Source organism: Vibrio sp. S234-5 (assembly GCF_000960595.1).
Classification (GTDB): domain Bacteria; phylum Pseudomonadota; class Gammaproteobacteria; order Enterobacterales; family Vibrionaceae; genus Vibrio.
On record NZ_JZAM01000168.1, the window covers coordinates 155,216 to 177,931 of the forward strand.

Here is a 22,716-nt window from a genome sequence, read left to right on the forward strand (position 1 = left end):
GCAGTACAGAAACTACGGTAAACGTAGAGCTAAGCAAACACACAATCACAATGAATAGTTATCTATGACATTTAACAGCCAATCAGTAATGACCACCACCATTATTATTACCGACATCACACATGTTGGGGCAGGCTGCTGAACGAAAGAAATTCCAAAAAAAGGCCTGTATCCAACAAGATACAGGCCTTTTTTTATACAGTTTAAAAATGATCCGGGAGGAAGGGATGCGAGTATTGAAGTTTGGCGGCTCATCGTTAGCCGATGCTGAGCGCTTCTTAAGGGCGGCAGATATCATTGCCAATAATGCAAAACAAGAAGAGGTTTCCGTTGTTTTATCAGCACCGGGAAAAACAACCAACAAATTAGTCGCTATCATTGAGTCGGCGTTAAAACACGGTGAAGCGGAGCGGCAAATCGCAGAGGTAGAAGAATCATTCCACCAGTTGTTTGATGATATTAAACAACAAATCCCTGCCATCAATGGCGCAGACTACCTCGGCCAAGTGGCCAGTTCGCTTTCTCAGCTACGTCAGTTTGTACATGGCATTAGCCTATTGGGGATGTGTCCTGATAATGTGAACGCCCGCATTATTAGTAAAGGTGAGCGTGTATCTATTCAATTGATGAAGGCGGTTCTTGCGGCTAAAGGTCATGCGGTTAACTTGATTGACCCGGTAGAATATCTTTTGGCGAAAGGCGACCATCTTGAAGGGATGGTTGATGTCGACATCTCCACGCAAAATTTCCGTAACAAGCCGCTACCTGCGGGCCATGTGCACATCATGCCGGGCTTTACCGCGGGCAACAAACAAGGTGAGTTGGTCACGCTTGGCCGTAACGGTTCTGACTACTCGGCGGCGGTGCTCGCGGCATGTTTGCGCGCGGATTGCTGTGAAATCTGGACGGATGTTGATGGCGTCTACAACTGCGACCCACGATTGGTTGAAGATGCTCGGTTACTCAAATCGCTCAGCTATCAAGAAGCGATGGAGCTCTCTTACTTTGGCGCTTCTGTGTTGCATCCGAAAACCATTGCACCTATCGCGCAGTTCCATATTCCTTGCTTGATCAAAAACAGCTTCAATCCTCAAGGGGCAGGCACGCTCATCGGCCAAGATACTGGCGAAGATAAACTGGCGATTAAAGGCATTACCACGCTCAACAATTTGACCATGGTTAACGTTTCCGGTCCTGGCATGAAAGGCATGGTCGGCATGGCCAGCCGGGTGTTTGGCGCGATGTCTGCTTCCGGTGTATCGATAGTCCTGATTACCCAATCTTCTTCTGAATACAGCATCAGTTTTTGTATCGAAGCGGCAGATAAAGCCACTGCCGCTCAAGCCCTCGCCGATGAATTTGAGCTCGAGTTAAAAGATGGCTTGCTTGAGCCTGTCGAGTTTCTCAGTGATGTCGCCATTATTACCTTGGTGGGTGATGGCATGCGCACTTCCAAAGGCGTAGCGTCACAGTTTTTTGCTTCGCTGGCGGAAGTGAACGTGAACATCATTGCGATTGCGCAAGGTTCCTCTGAACGCGCAATTTCTGCGGTTATTCCGGAAGATAAAATTTCCGAGGCGATTAAAGCCTGCCACGAGAATCTTTTTAATTCCAAGCACTTCTTAGATGTGTTTGTGGTTGGTGTCGGCGGTGTCGGCGGTGAACTGGTCGATCAGATCCATCGCCAGCAGGCAAAACTCGCGGATAAAGGGATCGTGATTCGTGTCTGTGGCCTTGCCAATAGCAAAGGCCTGCTGTTAGACAGTAATGGCTTGCCACTGGATAACTGGCGCGATCGCATCAAAAATGCGACCGAAGAGTTTAGCTTGCCGCGTCTGATCGCTACCGTACAGCGCAACCATATTATCAACCCTGTGCTGGTGGACTGTACTTCCAGTGAAGCCATCGCGAACCAATATACCGAGTTTCTCGCTGCGGGTTTCCATGTGGTCACGCCGAATAAAAAGGCTAACACAGCGAGCATGGCGTATTATCACCAATTGCGCGATGTCGCGCGAAGCTCGCGCCGCAAGTTGATGTATGAGACAACCGTTGGCGCAGGCCTTCCGGTGATTGAAAACTTGCAAAACCTGATTTCGGCAGGGGATGAGTTGGAACGTTTTACCGGGATCTTGTCTGGCTCACTCTCATTTATCTTCGGCAAATTGGACGAAGGGATGAGCTTAAGTGAAGCGACCTACATTGCGAAGCAAAACGGCTTTACTGAACCCGATCCGCGTGATGATCTCTCGGGTATGGATGTTGCGCGCAAGCTGTTGATCCTTGCACGCGAAGCGGGCATGTCACTGGAGCTGGAAGATGTGGAAGTGGATCAGGCATTGCCACCTGGCTTCGATGATTCAGGCAGTGTTGAAGAGTTTATGGCTCGCTTACCTGAAGCGGACGCCTACTTTAAGCAGCAACTCGCGCAAGCCACGCAAGAAGGGAAAGTGCTGCGTTACGTTGGCGAAATCATTGATGGCAAATGCAAAGTGTCTATCGCGGCGGTGGACGAAAACGATCCTATGTTCAAGATCAAAGATGGTGAGAACGCACTGGCTTTCTACAGCCGCTACTATCAACCAATTCCATTAGTCTTACGTGGTTACGGCGCGGGTACTCAGGTGACTGCGGCCGGCGTGTTCTCGGACGTAATGCGTACACTCGGCTGGAAATTAGGGGTTTAATCAATGAGTTCAAGTGATATGGGGGTAGTCGTTTACGCTCCTGCTTCTATCGGTAATGTCAGCGTTGGTTTTGACGTGTTGGGGGCGGCGGTGTCCCCCATTGATGGCACTCTGTTAGGTGATCGAGTGATGGTGAAGCAAGGCAGCGAGCCATTTGCACTTAAAACGGCAGGTCGCTTTGTCGCTAAGTTGCCCGCCGATGCCAAAGAAAATATTGTTTACCACTGTTGGCGCGTGTTCGCTCGTGAGTTAGACAAAAAAGGTGTGGCTTTAAAATCGGTCGAAATGACCTTAGAAAAGAACATGCCAATCGGTTCTGGGCTTGGTTCCAGCGCCTGTTCGATTGTTGCAGCGCTAGATGCACTCAACCAATTCCATGCTAACCCGCTCGATGAAACCGAGTTGCTGGCTCTGATGGGCGAAATGGAAGGGGAAATCTCTGGTGGCGTGCACTACGATAACGTTGCGCCTTGCTACTTGGGCGGATTGCAATTGATGCTTGAAGAGCTCGGTATCATCAGCCAAGAAGTCCCCTGTTTTGACGATTGGTATTGGGTGATGGCTTATCCGGGGATCAAAGTCTCGACCGCGGAAGCGCGCGCTATTTTGCCATCACAATATCGCCGACAAGACATTATTGCGCACGGCCGCCATCTCGCCGGTTTCATCCACGCTTGTCACTCTAACCAGCCAGAGTTAGCGGCGAAGCTGATCAAAGACGTGATCGCAGAACCGTATCGTGAGAGACTGCTGCCAGGGTTTGCTGATGCGCGCAAATACGCCGCGTCTGCCGGTGCATTGACGACGGGCATCTCGGGCAGTGGCCCAACCCTATTTAGCATTTGCAAAGAGAAAGAGGTCGCGGAGCGCGTTGCTCGCTGGCTTGAACAAAATTACGTACAAAATGAAGAAGGATTCGTCCATGTTTGCCGTTTGAACAAACAAGGTTCGGTCGTGACAGGAAGTGAGCTATGAAGCTGTACAACATCAAAGAAAATCAACAACAAGTCTCCTTTGGCCAAGCCGTTCGCCAAGGTTTAGGCCGCAATCAAGGTCTATTTTTTCCCGCTGAATTGCCTCAGTTTGCCGATATTGACGCACTGCTAGAAGAAGGATTTGTTGCCCGTAGCAGCAAAATTCTCTCAGCGTTGATTGGTGATGAGCTTTCTGCGCAGCAAGTGAGCGCGATGGTGGATGCGGCGTTCCAATTTCCTGCGCCGATTGCACAAGTTAAGCCGGGTGTCTATGCCCTAGAACTTTTCCACGGCCCGACACTGGCGTTCAAAGATTTCGGTGGCCGCTTTATGGCGCAGTCACTTGTTGCTGTTTCCAATGGTGGCAAAATCACTATTTTGACCGCGACGTCGGGTGATACAGGAGCGGCGGTTGCCCATGCCTTCTATGGTATGGAAGATATCAACGTAGTGATCCTCTATCCAAAGGGAAAAATCAGCCCGCTGCAAGAAAAGCTGTTCTGTACTCTAGGTAAAAATATCCATACGGTTGCGGTTCATGGTGATTTTGATGCGTGTCAGGCGCTGGTCAAACAGGCATTCGATGATGCTGCGTTGCGTGAAGAAATTGGTTTGAACTCTGCGAACTCAATCAACATCAGCCGTTTGATGGCGCAAATTTGCTACTATTTTGAAGCGGCGGCGCAAATGAGCAAATCAGAGCGTGAGAACCTGGTGATTTCAGTCCCGAGCGGTAACTTTGGCAACCTGACCGCTGGTCTGTTGGCGAAAGCACTCGGTTTGCCGGTTAAACGCTTTATCGCCGCGACCAATGCTAATGACACTGTGCCGCGTTATCTCGAGACAGGTCAGTGGGATCCTAAGCCGACCGTTGCAACGACTTCAAATGCCATGGACGTGAGCCAACCGAACAACTGGCCACGCATTGAAGAGCTTTGCCGCGTGAAAGAGTGGGGACTCGAAACGCTGGGGAAAGGAGCGGTCAGTGATGCGCAAAGCGCGCAATCTGTACGCGAACTTTATCAATTAGGCTATCTGTGTGAACCACATGGCGCAATTGCTTACCGTGTGCTTGAAGAGCAACTGCAAGCGGGTGAAACAGGTTTGTTCTTGTGTACAGCGCATCCTGCCAAGTTTAAAGAAGTGGTGGATGATATTTTGGGCACTGATATTGAGTTGCCAGCACCATTGGCTAAACATGCGCAGATGACGTTACTGTCTCAGGAGTTGGAAGCCGACTTTGATGCGTTGAAAGTGGTACTGCGTCAAGTTCAGTAGGTGAGCCAAAAATGAAATAGCAAAGGCGGAGTTGACTCCGCCTTTTTTATTGCCAGATTGCCAGCTAAAAACAAACGGCGCTCAAAGAGCGCCGTTAAAGTAAATGGTAATGTTGTGATTAGAGCGACTCAGTAAAAGTACGAGCGATCACGTCGCGTTGCTGCTCTTGAGTCAAAGAGTTGAAACGTACAGCGTAGCCAGATACGCGAATGGTCAACTGTGGGTATTTTTCTGGGTGAGCGACTGCATCTTCTAGCGTTTCACGTTTTAGTACGTTGACGTTGAGGTGTTGACCCCCTTCGATGCGCGGTGCCGCTTCAATAGCCACTTCACGGCTTTCGAATTCACCCAGTTCGTTGAGCGCCACAACTTGATCGGCTTGATAGCCAGATAGCGCAGCCACACAACGCGCTTCGTTCTTTTCACTGTCCAAAAGCCAGATAGAGTTCAGTAGGCTGTCGTTTGCCGCTTTAGTAATTTGGATACCTTGGATCATCACTATCTCCTAGTCCACGCAGGTGGTGTTATGGTGTTTATTTTCAAATTTTGTCGAGCTGCTAATTATATAGCTAATAACCATTATTCTAGTATTGATTTAAGTCAAAAAACAACTAAAAACATTAAATTTATCAAGGTTAATTTATTGTTCTGGATCAATAAACTCTTTAAAAACAATATCAATTAAATATAGTTGATTGGTTAAAAATTATTTTAATGATCATTTGTTGTAAATTTACTACAAATTGCAAGTCAAATTTGACGAATGAAGGCTAAATCGTTGTAATTGCCCATCAGAGATGAAAGTGAAAAGTGATTAAATGACAAACAGTAAAAATCGATATGGTAACAAATTTATTGGTGCCCACGTTTCTGCAGCGGGTGGTGTTGAGAATGCGCCGCTGCGAGCAAGAGAAATTGGTGCGAACGCCTTCGCTTTATTTACCAAAAATCAGCGTCAGTGGGTCGCTAAACCGTTGGAGGCCAAATCCATCAGTGCCTTTAAAGCCAACTGCCAGATGCTTGGGTTTGCGTCTGAGCAGATCCTGCCACATGACTCTTATCTGATTAACTTAGGAGCGCCTGAAGAGGAGAAGCGAGAGAAATCACGCTTGGCTTTTATCGATGAAATGGAACGTTGTCGACAGTTGGGCTTAACCTTGCTGAATTTTCATCCCGGCAGTCACCTCAATCAAATCTCAGAACAAGAGTGTTTGTCGCTGATTGCGCAGTCGATCAATGTGGCGCATCAAGCCGTGCCTGATGTGGTGGCAGTGATTGAAAATACTGCTGGTCAAGGAACAAACTTGGGGTGGAAATTCGAACATCTAGCGGAAATCATCGACCAAGTGGAAGACAAAGAGCGGGTGGGCGTTTGCCTCGATACTTGCCACACCTTTGCCGCTGGCTACGATCTCAGTTCTATGGCCGCATGTGAGCACACTTTTGCTGAGTTTGAACGCGTGGTCGGCATGCACTATTTAAGGGCAATGCATCTCAATGATTCAAAAGTGGATCTCGGTAGTAAGGTCGACAGGCATCAGGCGTTGGGGAAAGGAGCGATTGGCTGGAGCTGTTTTGAATACATAGCCAAAGATAGGCGCTTTGATTCTATCCCTTTGATTTTAGAAACAATTGAGCCGGATTTGTGGGCGGGGGAAATTCGGGCGTTAAGAGAATTTCATCTACAATCAATCGATTAAATGAAGGTTTAATCATATTGGCATCTTTTTTTCATATCTCACCATGACGATAGTCGCACAGAAGATTTCGCAATGGAGGATGCCACTATGTTACCGACAATCACTGCTACCCCAACGTCCTTTGGCCGCCGAGCTGCACGGCTCCCTGCTCCCAATCGCCATGTTACTGGGCCGGGGCACTACCGAACTCCACAAAAGGCGACGCATCCGCATGAGAAAAGCGAATAGCGGTTACTCTGTGCAGGGGAGGTAATTAAATACAAATTGCCCGGTTTATCTGCGCATTTGGGTGTAAAATAGCGGCTTTGATAGTAACAGCAGGATTCCCCAATGACGCAGGAACTGACCTGGCACGATGTAATTGGTGCTGAAAAGCAACAGGCGTATTTTCAACAAACACTCAGTTTTGTGGACGCAGAGCGTCAGGCCGGAAAAGTCATTTACCCTCCGGCCAAAGACGTGTTCAACGCCTTCCGTTTTACGGAATTTAATCAAGTCAAAGTGGTCATTCTGGGCCAAGACCCGTACCACGGGCCCAATCAGGCGCATGGCCTGTGCTTTTCTGTTCTCCCCGGAATCAAGCCGCCGCCATCTTTACTCAATATGTACAAAGAGTTGGCACAAGATATCGAAGGTTTTCAGATACCAGTACACGGTTTTTTGCAGAGTTGGGCAGAGCAAGGCGTCCTGCTGTTGAATACGGTTTTGACCGTGGAGCAGGGGAAAGCGCACTCGCACGCAACCAGCGGGTGGGAAGTGTTTACCGACCGGGTTATCGAGGCGATAAACCAGCATCAGCAAGGCGTGGTTTTCTTACTTTGGGGTTCGCATGCGCAAAAAAAAGGCCGCTTCATTGATAGAAACAAGCATTATGTCCTCGCGGCCCCGCATCCCTCTCCGCTTTCTGCGCACCGGGGTTTTTTAGGTTGCCGTCATTTTTCTCAAACGAATCAGTTGCTTTCTCAACAAGGAAAAACGCCAATCCACTGGCATTTACCGATGACGGTTTAAATGGTGCTTTTTTGAGCAAGGTCTAAACCGAAACCATTTCTCTCTTATACACTTAGTAGCAGCAATGAAGTGTTAAGGAGAAGCACTATGATGATCGAACGGATAAGACGTGAGCACAGCTACATTGTGCGTTTGTTGGCTATCTTACGTCAGAAAGTGGAACAACTGAAAAACGAGCAACCGATCAACTACGGTTTGGTAGCAGAAATCGTTGACTATCTCTCTGTACATGCGGAAAAAGTGCATCACCCCAAAGAGGACATTCTCTATCGACACTACTTGCAGCATTATGGGGCGCAGCGGACGATAGAAAACCTAGAGCAAGAGCATATCTCGCTGGCAAAAGAGACGGCCAGATTTACCGAGATAGTACAGATGATCCTCAGCGATGCGGTCGTGCCACATGATGTTTTTCTAGAGCACCTTGAAGCCTTTATCACCTCTCAGCGCCGCCATTTAGATATTGAAGAACGTTTAGTCTTGCCTTTAATTGCAGAGTCTTTCACCACTCAGGACTGGCAAACGGTCGAATCACAGTGGTTGATCAACGAAGATGACCCTGTGTTTGGCAAAACCATTGCGGACCACTACCAACAGTTGGCTGAGAGGGTCAAACAAAGTGACAGAGAATGGGCTTAGGGGCGAGTCAGTCGTCGTTCGGACAGCGTAATAAAAAGAGAAATGGCACCCTAAGGTGCCATTTCAGTATTCGTTAAAGTTTAATGTCTTCCAGTGAATAATCGTGACAAAAATCCATGTCTCGAAGCTCTTTTAGAAGATTGCGGCGATCCATCATCGCCTCAATTTCACGCCATTTTCTTTTTACTGGTTTTGACCGGGTTTTGGTGGTGCCAGTCGTTTCAAAATCCAGTAAGTCATCTAGTTCAAAGCCGTCCATAAGCTACCTCACATAAATAACCAGCGCTTGTGCAGTCACTAAGTACCACAGTTTCTCCGAGCTTAGCCACGATATATTTCGCATTTGTGTCGGTAACATGAAATTTTCGCCTGAAACTGAATACAACATCACATTTCACTGAGCCTGATGTGGTTGAAAAGTGAGCATTTGCATCAACGAAAACGTTTAAATGAAAAAAAATTGAATGTTAAAGTGGTGTGTATTTAAACCGTATGACGATACAAATAGATGTTCAAAGGATGGGGTGTTTCCAAATGTAACAAGTATCAGGTTCCGACGGGAGCGGAGAAAGCGTTCGATGGCTTCGGATCATAGATAGGGTAAGGACTGCCGACCAAATTGAAGTGAAAAAGAATGATTATAATTTGATGTAAAAACATTGTGCAGTAAATGTAACCACTTTTCGCTGCTTGCGCTGTTTTTTATGTTAACAAAAAGTATATTTACAGTGAAAAATACAACAAAAATGCACTCTTATGCATATTGATTTTTGTTTTTTCAAGCTGCATTATCCGCTGCGTCAAAAAACGTTGGTACGTAAAAAGGATGCATGAAGCGACATTTACGATTCTGGATTGCCAATCTAAAACGAATAAGACCAAGCTAATTTGACACTTGGTATCGCAATCTGGTGGATGGCTAGGACGCACGGACCGACGCAACTCAATTTGAGGTATGTATGACAGACTTGATTAATTTGATGAATGACCTGCTATGGGGGTCTATTCTGGTTTACCTGCTGGTTGGGGTGGGGATTTACTTCACTATCCGCCTTGGGTTTATCCAGTTCCGCCATTTTGGACACATGTTTTCCGTATTGAAGAACAGCCGTAAAGCTGACCAAGCTGGTATCTCTTCTTTTCAGGCACTTTGTACTAGCCTAGCTGCGCGCGTTGGTACCGGAAACATGGCAGGGGTTGCCGTTGCCCTTACTGCGGGTGGTCCGGGTGCGATTTTCTGGATGTGGTTGATTGCCATGTTAGGTATGGCGACCTCGTTTGCTGAAAGTACGCTGGCGCAGCTTTACAAAACCAAAGATGATGACGGCAACTACCGCGGTGGTCCTGCTTACTACATGGAAAAGGGCCTTGGCATGCGCTGGATGGGCGTGCTTTTCTCGGTCTTTTTGATTATCGCTTTTGGTCTGGTGTTTAACGCTGTGCAAGCCAACTCCATTGCAGGGGCTATGCAAAACGCCTTCGGTTGGGAAGATAAGTACGTAGGCGGTGCGATCATGGTGCTGGCGGGCGTGATTATTTTCGGTGGTATCAAGCGTATTGCGCGCACCGCTGAACTGATTGTGCCTGTGATGGCGCTGGCTTACTTGGCATTGGCGCTGTTTGTGATGTTTAGCAACCTCGAAAAATTGCCTGCGGTGCTGGCTTTGATCTTCAAAAGTGCGTTTGGTTTACAAGAAGCGGCCGCTGGTGGCCTTGGCTATGCCATCGCCCAAGCGATGATCAACGGGATCAAACGCGGCCTGTTCTCCAACGAAGCGGGTATGGGTTCAGCGCCGAATGCAGCAGCGTCTGCAACGCCATATCCACCACATCCTGCTTCGCAAGGTTATGTGCAGATGCTGGGTGTGTTTATGGACACTATCGTGATCTGTTCTGCCACGGTTTCCATCATCTTGATGTCTGGCGAATACGTGCCTCATGGAGAAATCACTGGTATTGAACTGACACAGGTAGCCCTCAGCTCACAAGTGGGTGATTGGGGTGGCATCTTTGTCGCGGTCGCGATTTTCTTCTTCGCTTTCACCTCGATCATTGCCAACTACTCGTACGCGGAAACCAACTTAGTCTTCCTTGAGCACAACCACAAAGCGGGCTTGAATCTTTTCCGTATCGTGGTATTGGGCTTGGTCGGTTACGGTGCGGTGGCACCACTGCCATTTGTGTGGGCGCTGGCAGATGTGTCGATGGGCTTGATGGCGATTGTCAACTTGGTCGCGATTCTGCTGCTCTCTGGCATCGTGATCAAACTGGCGAAAGACTACAACCGTCAGTTAAAAGAGGGCAAATTGCCCACCTTTAATGCTGACGATTTCCCAGAGCTCAAATCTCAGCTTGAAGAAGGCATTTGGGACAACAAAAACAAGTAATCGCTCTTTGCTATTAGTGTGATTGTAAAAGCCATGCAGACATTGCATGGCTTTTTTTGTACCCTAGTGAAAAACAAAATTAGGAAGTCATCGTCATGCTTATTGTTGTTTCTCCAGCCAAAACTCTGGATTACGAATCGCCACTCGCGACGCAAAAGTTTACCCAACCGGAATTGGTCGATTATTCCAAACAGTTGATTGACGTTTGCCGCCGCTTAACGCCGGCCGATGTTGCTTCACTGATGAAAGTGAGCGATAAAATCGCCGATCTCAACGTGGGTCGCTTCCAAGATTGGAGCGAAACCTTCACGCCAGAAAATGCGCGCCAAGCGATTCTGGCTTTCAAAGGCGATGTTTATACCGGGCTGGAAGCCGAAACGTTTACAGAGGCGGATTTTGACTACGCGCAGCAGCATTTGCGCATGCTCTCCGGTTTGTATGGCCTGCTGAAGCCGCTCGATTTGATGCAGCCGTATCGTCTGGAAATGGGTACTAAGTTAGCCAATCCGCAAGGCAGCAACCTTTACCAGTTTTGGGGCAATGTGATCACCGACAAGCTCAATGAGGCGATTGCCGAGCAAGGCGACAATGTGCTGATTAATCTGGCCTCGAACGAATACTTTAAAGCGGTGAAGCCGAAGAATCTGCAAGCTCAGGTGGTGACGCCGATTTTCAAAGATGGCAAAAATGGCCAGTACAAAGTCATCAGCTTTTTTGCCAAGAAAGCGCGTGGCATGATGGCACGTTACATCATTGAAAATCGAATCCGCAGTGTGGCCGATCTTACCCAGTTTGACACCGCGGGTTACTACTTTGTGGAAGAAGAATCCACGCCGACGGAATTGGTGTTTAAGCGCGAAGAGCAGCATTAATTCCGTTGTTGGAAAAAGAAAGGGTTGGCACTTGGCCAACCCTTCTGTTTTATCGTGTGGTTACTTTTTCTTTTTCACACTTTTCTTTTTGCTGACGGCTTTTTTATCGTCTTTTTTCTTTTTCTTCTTAAACACCGGTTTTTTGTGCTGTGGACGCAGCTCTTTGACAAAGCGTTCTTTGATCTCTTCTTTGACGTAGCGAGCTACGCGGTCAAGCATCGTTTGGTCATGCGCTTCAACGATGGAGATCGCGTTGCCTTTTTTACCGGCACGCGCGGTACGGCCAATTCGGTGCAGGTACACATCGGCGCTGCGTGGCATATCAAAGTTCACCACGTGAGAAACGTCAGGTAAATCGATACCGCGTGCGGCTACATCGGTTGCAAGTAGCACGTTAACGCTGCCATCACGAAAACGCGCAATCGCATTGTTGCGGCGATCTTGTGGCATCTCCCCTTGGATCCAAGAGCACGGGATCTGAGCGCTTTCCAGCTGTGCTCGTAGGTCGGCCAAACGCTCGCGTGTTTTCAAGAAGACAATAGTGCGCTCAGCTTGCTCGGTAAGAATGTTTTTCAGCAGCGCCAGTTTGTGTTCCATGCTATCGGCGCGGTAGTACCACTGGGTGATTTTCTTGCGCTCGCGACGAGAAGGCTCGGCATCAATGTCGGCTGGGTCTTTGAGCAGATCCGCGGTGAAGCCTTCCACGCCCTTACCTTCCAAGGTGGCAGAAAAGAGCATGCTCTGTTTACGCCAGCGACATTCGTTCGATAGGCGGTCCACAGTCGGGGCAAAGCCCATATCCAGCATGCGATCCGCTTCATCAAGGATCAGCCACTCAATGGCTCGGCAGTCGAAACGCTCGGCTTGAATGTACTCCATCAAGCGGCCAGGTGTGGCGACGACGATATCCTGCGTTGTAGAGAGAATATCGGCATGCTCTTGATACTGCACGCCACCTGTGATGGTGAAGATATTGAGCTTGGTATACTTTGCCAGTGCGCGCGCTTGGTCAGCCACCTGCATCGCCAGCTCACGCGTTGGCGTTAAGATCAAAATACGTGCCGGCCCCGGTTTGCGACGCGGGAAGTCAATCAGATATTGTAGCGCTGGCAGCACGAAGGCCGCCGTTTTTCCGGTACCGGTGGGCGCACAGGCCAGAATGTCTCGGCCGTCCAGAGCTTGTGGGATCGCTTCGGCCTGAATTTGCGTTGGACGCTCAAAGCCAAGTTCATCAATGGCAGCCAACAGGTTGGGGTCAAGATCCAGTTCAGCAAAAGTTCTGATCACAGTAGGGTCTCCACAAGCTCGGTTAACTCACAGGTTAACAGAGCAGCAACAATTAAAAGGGGACGTATTATAGAGTGAACGGTGATTAGGATCACATGTTATTTCTACATCTTGAGATAAAAGTCTTGCGTTAGGGCGACAAACTCGGCGCTGTAGCCGTTTTCCTCTCGAATGGACAGGCTTTGCTCTTGTACCGCTGTCGCTTGCAATTTCAGCTCGAACAGTAGCCGTGAGACGGGTTTTTGCTCGCTAGGGCGCACCCGGCAAAGACGGCTAAGGTGCCAGCCTTGCGTTTGTGCCAGTTGGATGAAGGCAGTTCCTTCCACATCGGGTAACACAAAGCTAGCTCGCCCGTCTTGGTTGAGCAGCGCTTTGGCGCGCGAAATCAGATCCCAGTGACTTAAGCTGTCTGTGTGCCTCGCCGTGGCACGTTGCTGCATTTTGGCCTGCTCTCCGCTGTTGAAATAGGGCGGGTTGCAGATGATGGCGTCAAAACGCGTTCCCAGATTGAGGGTCAAGACATCGCCTTGCTGCACCTCCAGCCGATCTCGCCACGGGCTTTGTGCAAAGTTATCTCTGGCCGCTTCGATAGCATGCGCATCAATATCGACCGCCGTGATGCGCAGCGTAGGAAAACGCTGTGCAGACATCAGGCTCAAGAGCCCAGTGCCTGTGCCAATGTCGAGCAAGTTGCTCGCGAAGGAAAAATCGCTCCACGCCCCAAGTAACACACCATCGGTGCTGACAGGCATCCCTGAGTGGCTGTCTGCGATCGAAAACTGTTTAAAATTGAAGCCCTTAGTTTTTAATGTGTCACTCTTCATGTTTATGTTTTTATCTCGCTATTTTTTAGATACAAAAACCACTGTTAAATGATTGTGTGAAATTATTCTCTAGGTGTTAACGACTTGTGGGTGAAGTTGTATGGATTATTTGTCTGGATTAAAAATAGATACCAGTGACATCAACTGTAATATTGTCATTTCTGTAAATTAATGTAGTGTTTTTGTCGCAAAGGTTGCCAATTGATGGTGGTTTAGTCATTATGCGCGCCTTATTCGAAAGAGGGATCAGGTTTTCTGATCCACAAAAGCATACACAACATTCATCAGAATTATTCTAAGGGTTATCTGTGAAACAGACTTTAAAATTTTCCGATATCCTCGCAGTCGGCTTCATGCTGTTTGCGTTTTTCCTCGGTGCCGGTAACATCATTTTCCCACCGCTGGCAGGGCAACTTGCCGGTGATAATTTAATGCCAGCGATGTTTGGCTTCTTGCTGACGGCGGTTGGTCTTCCTTTGATCACCATTATTGCCATCGCCCTCGCAGGTGGAACTTGGGAACATTTGACCAAAGATCTACCCAAACAAGCCGCGATGCTGATGGCGGTGCTGATCTTTATCATCATTGGCCCTGCATTTGCTGCGCCGCGAACTGGTCTGGTTGCTTATGAAATGGCGATAAAACCGTTTTTCGCTGAAGCCGCACAGTCGCATCTCACCATTTTCTCTGTGCTGTTTTTCGCGGTAGCGATCTTTTTCTCTTGGTCACAAGGTAAATTGATCGATGTGATCGGCAAAGTGCTGACTCCGGCGCTGTTTGTGGGTTTGATTGTTCTGGCAGTTGCGGTGTTTGTCGACCCACAAGGCGCGTTTATTGCGGCGCAGGGCGAATACCTCACTCAGCCGCTGACCAAAGGTTTCCTAGAAGGTTACAACACCATGGATACTTTTGGTTCGCTGATGTTCGGCATGCTGATTGTTGATGCGCTGCGCAATCGCGGCATCACTGAGCGTTCGGCAACCACACGTTATTTGATCCTAGCGGGCGTGATTGCGGCGGCAGGGCTGGCGTTTGTCTACGTTTCACTTTTCTATCTCGGTGCAACCAGCGCGACTGTGGCTGCGGGGGCCGACAACGGTGGCGTGGTTCTGAGCCTTTACGTTCAAGCTCTGTTTGGTCCTTATGGTCAAATCGTGTTATCGGTCATCGTATTGCTGGCGTGTCTGACCACGGCGATTGGTCTTATCTCAGCCTGTTCTGATTACTTTAGCTCTCTGACTCCGCTTTCGTACAAAGCGTGGGTGGTGATTAACGGTGTCGCGTGTGCGGTCGTGGCAAATGTGGGTTTGGCGCAGCTGATTTCTCTGTCTGTGCCCGTGTTGTTCGCACTTTACCCAGTGGCGATTGCCTTGGTTGCACTGACGTTTGTTCGCAAGAAACTGCCGAACCCACGTGTTGCTTACCGTGTAGTGATTTTAGTTTCACTGTTGTTTGCTTTGATCGACGCGGCAAAAGTCGCTGGTGTGGATGTCTCTGCGTTTAAAGTGCTGCCACTGTTTGACGTGGGCATGGGCTGGTTGCTGCCAACCGCTGCGGCGATTATCTGCATGTTCTTTGTTAGCCGCTCAGTGGCGCAAGAACTGACGCAGCAAAACGCGTAACAGGCGCATCACTTAAGCAACGAAAACAAAAAGCCCGGCACTCATCCTGCCGGGCTTTTTTCATTCTCAATGTTTTTCTCAATTTTCTTTTTGAGCGCTGAGTCGCAAGTATGACCAGCTTAAAGCTTGTCGTGGTACTCGACCAACACTTGCTCAACCCAAGTGGCGATGCGCTCATCGCTCAGTTCATATTGTGAGTCTTCATCCAGCGCTAGGCCGACAAAGTGCGTACCGTCTGCAGTCAACGCTTTTGAAGCGTCGAATTGATAGCCCTGGTTTGGCCAGTAGCCGATAAACTCAGCGCCGGCGATTTTCAGCTCATCGTGCAGCAGCCCCATCGCATCGAGGAACCACTCGCCGTAGCCTTCTTGATCGCCAAGGCCGAACAGGGCGACCGTTTTGCCTTGTACTGGTGAGCTAGACACTTGCTGCCAGATGGCCGACCAATCTTCCTGAATCTCACCAAAATCCCAGGTGGAGATGCCCAATAGCAGCAGATCATACTCTGCCATCAGGGAAAGAGGCGACTCTCTAACGTTGTGAACATCCACTAACTCTTCGCCAATCAAGGCGCGAATTTTCTCCGCTGCCATTTCGGTGTAGCAGGTGGTTGAGCCGTAAAACAATCCGATTTTCATGTTTGTCATCACTGCGATTGGTTAGAACACCGAATTCTACCCATATTTTGCTGAGGATTGCAGCGAATATCGCGTGCACAAGGATTTTTTATAGCATTAATAACCTGCCTGACATACTCTCAGGCCATTAAGTTCTAAACAGGATAAGGAAACAAGCATGCAGCAGTCTGCATCAAGTAATATGCAGGACTTTGGCTTGGTGGAGCAGTTTCTCGATGCGATGTGGATGGAGCGCGGGTTGGCGGAAAACACCCTTGCTTCTTATCGCAACGATCTGATGAAGTTGCTGCAATGGATGGAAACAAGCCATTATCGACTTGATTTCATTAGCTTATCTGGATTGCAAGAGTATCAAGCCTATTTAGCGGATCTCGATTATAAACAGACCTCGCGCGCCAGAATGTTGTCGGCGATTCGTCGCCTGTTTCAGTATCTGCACCGGGAGAAAATTCGCGCCGACGATCCGAGCGCGTTGCTGATCAGCCCCAAACTGCCGCAGCGTCTGCCCAAAGACATCAGCGAAGCGCAAGTGGATGCGCTGCTGGATGCGCCCGATGTAAATGATCCGCTGGAACTGCGTGACAAAGCGATGCTAGAGCTTTTGTATGCCACTGGCCTGCGGGTGACGGAACTGGTCAGCCTGACGATGGAAAACGTCAGTTTGCGCCAAGGGGTTGTGCGCGTTACGGGTAAAGGGGGCAAAGAGCGCTTGGTGCCGATGGGGGAAAACGCCATCGACTGGCTGGAAACCTTTATTAAACAAGGTCGCCCGGTGTTGCTCGGTGAGACAACTTCGGACGTGGTTTTTCCCAGTCAAAGGGCCAGACAGATGACGCGTCAGACCTTCTGGCATCGAATCAAACATTACGCGGTGGTTGCTGGCATCGATACCGATCATCTCTCGCCGCACGTATTGCGCCACGCTTTTGCGACGCATTTATTGAACTATGGTGCGGATCTGCGGGTCGTACAGATGCTGCTTGGTCATAGTGACTTATCGACCACGCAAATTTATACTCACGTAGCAACTGAACGACTGAAACAGATTCACAGCGAACACCATCCGCGTGCTTAGCGGATGCTAATATAAGGTGATTTTAATGAGCGTATTACGCCGACTAACTCTTTTGACTCTTCCGTTTTTTGTCACGGCGTGTGGCGCTGAAGAGAGCCATGCAACCACGCCAGCGACCGAAGTCGTTGCCAGTGCTAATGTTGCCAGTACCAACATAGATAGCGCCGCATTAAAAGCCCGTTTTAGTAAACTTGGCCTGAATATTACCGATATTCAACCTTCGGATGTGGCTGGCTTAGTTGAGATCCAAACCAACAGCGGCGTGCTGTTTTCGTCAAACGATGGCAAGCATTTTATTGCAGGTACCCTGTACGCACTTGACGACAACGGCCAATACCGTGACGTAATTGCCGAGCGCCAAGCACCGCTCAATGCAAAAAAAATCGCCAAGTTTAGCGATAGCGTGATTGAATACAAAGCCGCCAATGAGAAATACGTCGTGACGGTGTTTACCGATATTACGTGTGGCTACTGTGTGCGTTTGCACAGTCAGATGAAAGAATACAACGATCTTGGTATTACCGTTCGTTACATGGCTTTCCCGCGTCAAGGGGGAGTGAGCCCGGTGGCCGATCAAATGGCGGGTGTTTGGTGTGCTGCCGATCCGAAAGCGGCCATGCATGACGCGAAAGTGAATCGTAAATTTGCGCCGGTAGAAAACGATGTCTCGCAATGTAAAAAGACCATTGCCGCTCACTATCAGCTAGGTCAAGAGCTCGGTATCAATGGTACGCCGGCTATTTTCCTTGCCAGCGGTGAAATGATTGCCGGCTACTTGCCACCGGAAAAGCTTTTACAACGACTACAACAGCAATAAATCCATCCATATCCAAGGAGCAGAGCCTGGCGTTAAGCGCTTGGCTCTATTCAACGCATGATAGAAATACAACGTCGACCTGAACCCGATCTCTCTCTGTTACCCGAGAGCCTCCCAGAACTGCTTAAGCGCATTTATATCAACCGTGGCGTGACTGATATTGCTCAGTTGGACAATGCCGCAAAAGGTCTCCATTCCTATCAAAAGCTGCATGGTATTGAACTGGCGGTCACACTGCTGTTTCAAGCCATTCAAGAGCAAAAACGCATCATCGTGGTTGGCGATTTTGACGCCGATGGCGCGACCAGCTCTGCCCTGTCGGTTTTGGCGCTGCGCATGCTTGGTAGCCGCAATGTCGATTATCTGGTGCCAAATCGTTTTGAAGATGGTTATGGCCTGAGTCCTGAAGTGGTGGATCAAGCGATCGAACTGGGTGCAGAAATGATCATGACCGTCGACAACGGTGTCTCCTCGATTGAGGGGGTGCGCTACGCCAAAGAGCGTGGCTTAAAAGTACTGGTCACCGACCACCATTTGCCAGGGCAAGTGTTGCCGGATGTCGATGCGATGGTCAATCCGAACTTGCAGACCTGCGCATTTCCCTCCAAATCCTTGGCGGGCGTTGGTGTCGCCTTTTATCTGATGATGGCGCTTTGTGTGCATATGCGCAAATGCGGTTGGTTTGCTGAGCAAGGCATGGCCGAGCCCAAGTTGATGGAGCTGGTTGACTTGGTGGCGCTTGGCACCGTGGCTGACGTGGTGCCGCTGGATGAAAATAACCGCATTTTGGTCCATCAAGGTTTGCAGCGTATTCGCGCTGGTAAAGCGCGTCCGGGCATTCAAGCGCTGATCGAAGTGGCCAAGCGCGATGCGCGTCGTCTGGTTGCCGCCGATTTTGGCTTCGCGCTTGGGCCGCGCATCAATGCCGCGGGGCGTCTTGATGATATGTCTTTCGGCGTTGAGCTGCTGCTGAGTAACAACATCCACGCCGCGCGGCGCATGGCCAACGAGCTGGATGCGCTCAACCAAACGCGCAAAGAAATTGAAGAAGGGATGAAGCAAGAAGCGCTGGCTTTTTGTGAGCGTCTGGAGTTTGGAGAGAACACCGAGCTGCCTTATGGATTGGCTCTGTTCCAGCGCGATTGGCATCAAGGGGTGATTGGCATTCTCGCCTCGCGCATTAAGGAGAAATACCATCGCCCGGTGATCGCGTTTGCTGATGGCGGTGATGGTTTGATCAAAGGATCTTGTCGCTCTGTTCCCGGTTTACACATGCGTGATGCGTTGGATCTTATCGACACGCAAAACCTAGGTTTGATTCTCAAGTTCGGCGGGCACGCCATGGCCGCGGGGTTGACCATCAAAGAGGCCGATTTTACGCGCTTTAGCCGTCTGTTTGATCAGGTTGTGAAACAAGAACTGGATGAAGCGGCGCTCAAGGGCATTATTCTCTCCGATGGCGAGCTCCAACCGGAGCAGTTTTCTATGCATGTCGCGGAAATGCTGCGTTCGGCGGGGCCGTGGGGACAAGGCTTCCCTGAACCAGTTTTTGATGGTGAATTCAAACTATTGCATCAAAAACTGGTGGGTGAGAAGCACCTCAAACTGATGCTCGAACCGCTTTTTAAAGGCCAGCCGACCAACATCATGGTGGATGGCATCGCCTTTAACGTCGATCTGCGCCGCTGGCCCGATGCGTCAGTAAAAACTGTACGTTTGGCCTATAAACTCGACATCAACGAGTTCCGTGGCAATCAATCATTGCAATTGATGGTGGACCATCTCGAAGCAAGATAAATGTTCATCCGAAGCCCCGAACCGTGGGCTTCGAATGCTTTGGCTAACGAGTCAACATCGGCCAAATTTTTCCTGTATCTCTGTCACATTTTTCAGTAGAATTCTGCGGTTAAATTCTACTCTAAAATGTTGAGCCAACATGTTTGAAATCAATCCTATTAAAAACCGTCTTCAGGACGTGTCTGCGCGCACGAATGTCCTGAGGGGGTATCTTTGACTACGACGCCAAGAAAGAGCGTCTTGAAGAAGTCAACGCAGAACTAGAACAACCTGACGTTTGGAACGAGCCAGAACGCGCTCAAGCGCTTGGCCGTGAACGCGCTTCATTGGAAGCGGTGGTGGAAACCATCGACCAGCTTGATCAAGGTGTTGACGACGTTGAAGGCTTGCTTGAACTCGCTATCGAAGCAGAAGATCAAGAAACGTTTGACGAAATTGGCCCTGAGCTGGAAGCGTTAGAAGAGAAACTGGCGGGTCTTGAGTTCCGCCGTATGTTCTCTGGCGCGCACGATTCATCCGATTGCTACATCGACTTGCAAGCGGGCTCTGGCGGCACAGAAGCGCAAGACTGGACCAGCATGATGCTGCGTATGTATCTGCGCTGGGCCGAAGCGAAAGGCTTTAAAACCGAAGTGATTGAAATTTCTGACGGTGACGTTGCGGGTCTCAAATCGGTTACTGTGCGTATTGTTGGCGATTACGCTTACGGCTGGCTGCGTACCGAAACCGGCGTACACCGCTTAGTGCGCAAATCACCTTTTGACTCAGGCGGCCGTCGTCACACTTCATTTGCTTCTGCGTTCGTTTATCCTGAGGTTGATGAAAATATCGATATCGACATTAATCCTGCCGATCTGCGTATCGACGTTTATCGTGCGTCTGGTGCGGGTGGCCAGCACGTTAACACCACGGAATCGGCGGTACGTATTACCCACGTACCAACCAACACTGTGGTACAGTGCCAAAACGATCGTTCTCAGCACAAGAACAAAGATCAGGCGATGAAACAACTGCGCGCGAAGCTATTCGAGCTAGAACTGCAAAAGCAAAACGCAGAGAAACAAGCGAATGAAGATGCGAAATCCGATATCGGTTGGGGCAGCCAGATCCGTTCTTACGTACTGGACGACTCTCGTATCAAAGACTTACGTACCGGCATTGAAAACCGCAATACCCAAGCGGTGCTTGATGGCGATCTGGACAAATTTATCGAAGCCAGCCTGAAATCTGGCTTATAAGCTTTTCACCGACAAAACAGGATAGATCGAAAAATGACTGATGCTGTTCAAAATGAAACCGTACAAGAAGCTTCTACACCAGAAGAGAATAAGCTCATTGCAGAGCGCCGCGCGAAGCTAGAGCAAATTCGCAAGAGCTGCAAAGCCAATGGCCATCCAAACGACTTCCGTCGTGACAGCCTTGCTGGCGACCTTCAGAAACAGTTCGGTGAAAAGAGCAAAGAAGAGCTGGAAGCGCTAAATCATGTGGTGGCGATTGCGGGCCGTATTATGGCGAAGCGTGGCCCATTCTTGGTTATCCAAGAAACCTCTGGCCGCATTCAAGCGTACGCAGATAAAGAAGTACAAAAAGTACTGAAAGAGAAGTACCAAGGTCTGGATATCGGTGACATCATCGGTATTAAAGGCGCTTTGCACAAATCGGGTAAAGGCGATCTCTACGTCAACATGGAAGAGTACGAATTGCTCACGAAAGCATTGCGTCCTCTGCCAGAAAAATTCCACGGCCTGACTGACCAAGAACAGCGTTACCGTCAGCGTTATGTGGATCTGATTGTCAACGAAGATTCGCGCAACGCGTTCAAAATTCGCTCTAAGCTGATTTCGGCTATCCGCCGTTACATGGAGTCAAAAGACTTCATGGAAGTGGAAACTCCAATGATGCAAGTGATTCCTGGTGGCGCATCTGCGCGTCCGTTTATCACTCACCACAACGCACTGGATCAGCAAATGTTCCTGCGTATTGCGCCTGAGTTGTACCTCAAGCGTTTGGTGGTTGGTGGTTTTGAACGTGTGTTCGAGATCAACCGCAACTTCCGTAACGAAGGTCTTTCTCCACGTCACAACCCAGAATTCACTATGATTGAGTTCTACATGGCGTACGCCGATTACAACGACCTGATCGACCTGACCGAAGACATGCTGCGCACGGTTGCGCTGGAAGTGTTGGGCCACACGTCAATGCCTTACGGCGATTTCACTGTGGAATTCGGCGGCAAGTACGCACGTATGACCATGCTGGAAGCGATCAAGCACTACAACCCTGACCACGCTGACATTCAGGCGCTGACGGTAGAAGACGTGCAGGATCGTGACAAGCTGGTGGCTATTGCGAAATCACTGGATATCTACGTGGAGAAATTCTGGACCTGTGGCCAACTGCTTGAAGAGATCTTCGGTGAAACCGCAGAGCCTAAACTGATCCAGCCAACCTTCATCACCGGCTACCCGGCAGACATCTCTCCGCTGGCACGCCGTAGCGATGACAACCCGTTCTTCACTGACCGCTTTGAGTTCTTCATCGGTGGCCGTGAAGTGGCAAATGGTTTCTCTGAGCTCAATGATGCGGAAGATCAGGATCAGCGCTTTAAAGCGCAGGTTGACGCGAAAGATGCCGGTGACGACGAAGCGATGTTCTATGACGCGGACTACATCACTGCGCTTGAGCACGGCCTACCGCCAACGGCAGGACAAGGCATTGGTATCGACCGTCTGGCGATGCTGCTGACCAACACGCACACCATTCGCGATGTGATTTTGTTCCCAGCGATGCGCCCGCAGTCGCAAGCTCAATAAGCGCACTAAAATAACAAAAACCACCTTCGGGTGGTTTTTTTATCTATGCTGAAACCAAGATGATACGCATCACACTTTTGAGACAAGGCCTTTTGCTTAACTCGAAAGGTGCAAAGAAATTATTTGCTATCTTATTGGTATTCCTTCTATTTTTTTAGAGAAAATGCCAGTTTGCTTCCAAAGCTAAGTGGTGAGCGTATCAATTGTCAGTGGTCTTATTTATAAGACAGACTTGAATGTCATTACTCTTGATAATGTATGCAAAGAAAGAGCGTAGTAAGAAGAATATAAGGGT

19 protein-coding genes and 1 other annotated feature are annotated in these 22,716 nt (G+C 49.3%); of the genes, 14 read left to right on the forward strand and 5 right to left on the reverse strand.

Annotated elements, in window-relative coordinates; translation table 11 throughout:
• Positions 1-76: 76 nt before the first annotated feature.
• Positions 77-197 (forward strand) — a sequence feature (Thr leader region).
• A gap of 30 nt (positions 198-227) precedes the next feature.
• The 3 genes from thrA to thrC are packed head-to-tail and all read left to right on the forward strand — an operon-like array spanning position 228 to position 4,939.
• Entirely contained in the window at positions 228-2,687 is a 2,460-nt protein-coding gene (thrA, locus tag UF06_RS07705; protein WP_045569917.1) for a bifunctional aspartate kinase/homoserine dehydrogenase I, read from the forward strand.
• Between the two features lie 18 nt (positions 2,688-2,705).
• Positions 2,706-3,662, forward strand: a complete 957-nt coding sequence (gene thrB / locus UF06_RS07710; protein ID WP_045569918.1) for a homoserine kinase — start codon at positions 2,706-2,708, stop codon at positions 3,660-3,662.
• A complete protein-coding gene (gene thrC / locus UF06_RS07715) occupies positions 3,659-4,939 on the forward strand; it encodes a threonine synthase (protein WP_045569919.1) in 1,281 nt (426 codons plus the stop codon). Before thrB ends, thrC begins: the two co-directional genes overlap by 4 nt.
• Positions 4,940-5,057: 118 nt before the next feature.
• On the opposite strand, the gene grcA is transcribed toward thrC, so the two are convergent.
• Positions 5,058-5,435: an autonomous glycyl radical cofactor GrcA gene (gene grcA / locus UF06_RS07720; protein WP_045569920.1), complete on the reverse strand. Its 378-nt coding sequence runs from the start codon at positions 5,433-5,435 to the stop codon at positions 5,058-5,060.
• Between the two features lie 322 nt (positions 5,436-5,757).
• On the opposite strand from grcA, the gene nfo reads away from it, so the two are divergent.
• From nfo to UF06_RS07735, 3 genes are all read left to right on the forward strand, one after another.
• The gene (nfo, locus tag UF06_RS07725; RefSeq protein ID WP_045569921.1) at positions 5,758-6,639 is read left to right on the forward strand and encodes a deoxyribonuclease IV; all 882 of its coding nucleotides are present in this window, start codon (positions 5,758-5,760) and stop codon (positions 6,637-6,639) included.
• 330 nt (positions 6,640-6,969) lie between these two features.
• Positions 6,970-7,650 (forward strand): uracil-DNA glycosylase, encoded by a 681-nt coding sequence (gene ung, locus UF06_RS07730; RefSeq protein ID WP_045569922.1) that lies wholly within the window; start codon positions 6,970-6,972, stop codon positions 7,648-7,650.
• A gap of 87 nt (positions 7,651-7,737) precedes the next feature.
• Positions 7,738-8,289 (forward strand): hemerythrin domain-containing protein, encoded by a 552-nt coding sequence (locus tag UF06_RS07735; protein ID WP_171816711.1) that lies wholly within the window; start codon positions 7,738-7,740, stop codon positions 8,287-8,289.
• A gap of 73 nt (positions 8,290-8,362) precedes the next feature.
• Here the strand turns inward: UF06_RS07735 and UF06_RS07740 are convergent, their stop codons facing one another.
• Complete coding sequence (locus UF06_RS07740; protein ID WP_045569924.1) at positions 8,363-8,548, reverse strand: DUF3545 family protein; 186 nt, start codon at positions 8,546-8,548, stop codon at positions 8,363-8,365.
• A 700-nt stretch (positions 8,549-9,248) separates the two neighbouring features.
• Between UF06_RS07740 and UF06_RS07745 the strand changes: the two genes are divergently transcribed.
• Together UF06_RS07745 and yaaA are read left to right on the forward strand one after the other, a co-directional pair.
• Positions 9,249-10,676, forward strand: coding sequence for a sodium:alanine symporter family protein (locus tag UF06_RS07745; protein ID WP_045569925.1), 1,428 nt, complete (start codon positions 9,249-9,251; stop codon positions 10,674-10,676).
• A 95-nt stretch (positions 10,677-10,771) separates the two neighbouring features.
• Positions 10,772-11,548, forward strand: a complete 777-nt coding sequence (gene yaaA, locus UF06_RS07750; RefSeq protein ID WP_045569926.1) for a peroxide stress protein YaaA — start codon at positions 10,772-10,774, stop codon at positions 11,546-11,548.
• Between the two features lie 60 nt (positions 11,549-11,608).
• Here the strand turns inward: yaaA and srmB are convergent, their stop codons facing one another.
• Both srmB and UF06_RS07760 read right to left on the reverse strand, forming a co-directional pair.
• On the reverse strand, positions 11,609-12,835 hold the full coding sequence (gene srmB, locus UF06_RS07755; protein ID WP_045569927.1) for an ATP-dependent RNA helicase SrmB: 1,227 nt from the start codon (positions 12,833-12,835) through the stop codon (positions 11,609-11,611).
• A gap of 104 nt (positions 12,836-12,939) precedes the next feature.
• Positions 12,940-13,659 (reverse strand): methyltransferase, encoded by a 720-nt coding sequence (locus UF06_RS07760; protein ID WP_045569928.1) that lies wholly within the window; start codon positions 13,657-13,659, stop codon positions 12,940-12,942.
• Positions 13,660-13,967: 308 nt separating this feature from the next.
• Between UF06_RS07760 and brnQ the strand changes: the two genes are divergently transcribed.
• Positions 13,968-15,281: a branched-chain amino acid transport system II carrier protein gene (brnQ, locus tag UF06_RS07765; protein ID WP_045569929.1), complete on the forward strand. Its 1,314-nt coding sequence runs from the start codon at positions 13,968-13,970 to the stop codon at positions 15,279-15,281.
• Positions 15,282-15,400: 119 nt separating this feature from the next.
• Here brnQ and fldB read toward each other — a convergent pair whose 3' ends face one another.
• Positions 15,401-15,919 carry a flavodoxin FldB gene (gene fldB / locus UF06_RS07770; protein ID WP_045569930.1) on the reverse strand — a complete coding sequence of 173 codons (519 nt, stop codon included), beginning with the start codon at positions 15,917-15,919 and terminating at the stop codon, positions 15,401-15,403.
• 157 nt (positions 15,920-16,076) lie between these two features.
• On the opposite strand from fldB, the gene xerD reads away from it, so the two are divergent.
• The 5 genes from xerD to lysS all read left to right on the forward strand — a co-directional run bounded on the left by xerD (position 16,077) and on the right by lysS (position 22,421).
• A complete protein-coding gene (gene xerD / locus UF06_RS07775) occupies positions 16,077-16,994 on the forward strand; it encodes a site-specific tyrosine recombinase XerD (protein ID WP_045569931.1) in 918 nt (305 codons plus the stop codon).
• Between the two features lie 25 nt (positions 16,995-17,019).
• On the forward strand, positions 17,020-17,811 hold the full coding sequence (dsbC, locus tag UF06_RS07780) for a bifunctional protein-disulfide isomerase/oxidoreductase DsbC (RefSeq protein WP_171816712.1): 792 nt from the start codon (positions 17,020-17,022) through the stop codon (positions 17,809-17,811).
• A 57-nt stretch (positions 17,812-17,868) separates the two neighbouring features.
• Positions 17,869-19,608: a single-stranded-DNA-specific exonuclease RecJ gene (gene recJ / locus UF06_RS07785; RefSeq protein ID WP_045569933.1), complete on the forward strand. Its 1,740-nt coding sequence runs from the start codon at positions 17,869-17,871 to the stop codon at positions 19,606-19,608.
• Positions 19,609-19,747: 139 nt separating this feature from the next.
• Positions 19,748-20,846, forward strand: a protein-coding gene (prfB, locus tag UF06_RS07790; RefSeq protein ID WP_139046298.1) for a peptide chain release factor 2 whose coding sequence is annotated in 2 segments (ribosomal slippage) — positions 19,748-19,822 and positions 19,824-20,846 — 1,098 coding nt in all. Because the reading frame shifts where the segments join, the coding sequence is not laid out codon by codon here.
• Between the two features lie 33 nt (positions 20,847-20,879).
• A complete protein-coding gene (gene lysS / locus UF06_RS07795; protein ID WP_045569935.1) occupies positions 20,880-22,421 on the forward strand; it encodes a lysine--tRNA ligase in 1,542 nt (513 codons plus the stop codon).
• The last annotated feature ends 295 nt before the right edge of the window (positions 22,422-22,716 follow it).